General features: G+C 52.1%; 1 protein-coding gene. It reads left to right on the top strand.

Going from position 1 to position 2,398, the window contains the following annotated elements; genetic code table 11:
- Positions 1-164: 164 nt before the first annotated feature.
- Positions 165-2,117: an acetate--CoA ligase gene (gene acs / locus COV46_03215; protein ID PIR17669.1), complete on the top strand. Its 1,953-nt coding sequence runs from the start codon at positions 165-167 to the stop codon at positions 2,115-2,117.
- Positions 2,118-2,398: the final 281 nt, after the last annotated feature.

The raw sequence follows: 2,398 nt of genomic DNA, 5'->3' as shown, positions 1-2,398 counted from the left end.
CAATCTCTAAGCAAACACTTGATTTATGGAGATTGCTTCGGTCACTACGCTCCCTCGCAATGACACGCCAATGGGTTTTTAGAGGTGCCCATAAACAACTATTGAACTACTTTTATATTACTTTTTAACAACCTTAATAAGGAGGGTTTATGTCGATAACATCGATGTCGGTAGAGAACCGGAAGTTCGATCCCCCGGCGGAACTTTCAAAGAACGCCTGGGTCAAGACTTACGACGAGTACAAAAAGATGTATGACCGCTCAATAAAGGACCCGGAGGGGTTCTGGGGCGACGTGGCCAAGACGTTCCACTGGTACAAACCATGGGGCAAGGTAAGAAGCTACGATTTCACCAACAACATAGATATCAAGTGGTTCGAAGGTGGAAAGACCAATATCACTGTCAACTGTCTCGATCGTCACATTGAGAACGGCAAGGGCGACCGCATCGCCATCATCTGGGAAGGTAATGAGACAAGCCAGATCAAAAAGACAACATACAAAGAGCTCTATACCGATGTCTGCAAGTTCGCCAACGTCCTCAAGGACAAGGGCGTGAAGAAGGGCGACAGGGTATCCATCTATCTTCCGATGGTGGTTGAGCTGACGGTTGCAATGCTTGCCTGCGCACGCATCGGAGCCATTCACAGCATAGTGTTCGGCGGTTTCTCGGCCGACGCCCTCCGCGACAGGATCTTAGATTCAGGCTGCACGTTCCTCATCACCTGCGACGACGCCTTCAGGGGCGCCAAGAAGATCCCGATGAAGACAACGGCCGATGCCGCAATGGAAGCCTGCGAAAAGGCCGGTAAGCCCATCAAGACCTGCGTGGTATTCAAGCACGCCGACGGGAACGTTCCCATGAGGTCGGGTCGCGATGTCTGGTGGAGCGATGTAATGAAGGACGCAAAACCTACGTGCGAACCTGTGGAGATGGACGCCGAAGATCCCCTCTTCATCCTTTACACCTCCGGTTCAACTGGAAAGCCAAAGGGCGTTCTACACACCACCGGCGGCTACATGGTCTTTGCAGCGACCACGTTCAAGTATATTTTTGATTATCACGATAACGATATCTTCTGGTGCACCGCCGATATCGGCTGGGTCACGGGACATACCTACATAGCCTATGGCCCGCTCCTTAATTGCGCGACCGAGGTGATGTTCGAAGGCATTCCCAACTATCCGCATCCGGACCGTTTCTGGGACGTCTGCGAAAGGCACAATGTCAGCATCTTCTACACGGCCCCGACAGCTATCAGGTCGCTCATGCGCGAAGGTGAACAGTGGCCCAAGAAGCATAATTTAAGCAAGCTCCGCATTTTGGGAAGCGTCGGAGAGCCGATCAACCCTGAAGCATGGATATGGTACTACAAGAACGTAGGGAACGAAAAGGCCCCTATCGTTGATACCTGGTGGCAGACCGAGACCGGCGGGATCCTTATCACGCCGCTTCCGGGCGCTATCCCCACAAAGCCGGGCGCCGCAACGGTCCCCTTCTTTGGAGTGGTCCCTAAGATCTTCAATGAGCAGGGCAATGAAGTTGGTGTTAACGAAGGCGGATATCTTGTCATCACCGAGCCGTGGCCCGGGATCATGAGAACCGTTTACGGTGAACACCAGCGTTTCAAAGACACATATTTCAGCCGTTTCCCCGGAGTGTATTTCACCGGCGACGGGGCCCGCAAGGACGAAGACGGATTCTTCTGGCTGATGGGCAGGATCGATGACGTTCTTAACGTCTCCGGCCACCGCATCGGTACGGCTGAAGTTGAATCGGCCCTTGTTTCCCACCCGAAAGTAGCCGAAGCGGCCGTTGTCGGTTATCCGCACGAGATCAAGGGACAGGGAATATATGCCTACGTGACGCTTAAGACAGGCAATGAGGCGAACGACGTCATTAAGAAAGAGCTTGTTGCCCACGTTCGCAAGGAGATAGGCCCTATCGCGTCTCCCGACAAGTTACAGTTCGCGGACGCCCTGCCTAAGACACGTTCAGGCAAGATCATGCGCAGAATTTTGCGCAAGATAGCCGAAGGCGACGTCTCAAATCTTGGCGATACATCGACCTTGGCCGATCCGCATGTTGTAACGGTACTTGTAGAGCATAGACAATAAAATGGTGTCATTGCGAGGAGCCGTAGGCGACGAAACAATCCCCCGCATTTAGAATCAAAAAAAGCTCCGCTAACTTTAGCGGGGCTTTTTATTTTCCATTCCGCGATCCATTCGATTGCAGGAGACTGCAGCTGTTGGGGTATTCGGAGACGCTTGACGTGTCTTCTTTTCAGTCGAAAAACTTTTGTGGTTTTTAAAAAAGGCTCTTCGCGGATATGAGTGGGTGATTTGAGGGCACCTCGACCGAGCGGTGGTAGAAAGGCCGCTATAATTTTAAGTTT

It is taken from the genome of Deltaproteobacteria bacterium CG11_big_fil_rev_8_21_14_0_20_49_13 (assembly GCA_002796305.1).
Classification (GTDB): Bacteria; UBA10199; UBA10199.
This window is presented reverse-complemented; position numbering and strand designations above follow the sequence as displayed.

Bases quoted from the DNA above. Each gene is read 5' to 3' on its own strand.
- acs (PIR17669.1), top strand. From the start codon at position 165: ATGTCGGTAGAGAACCGGAAGTTCGATCCCCCGGCGGAACTTTCAAAG.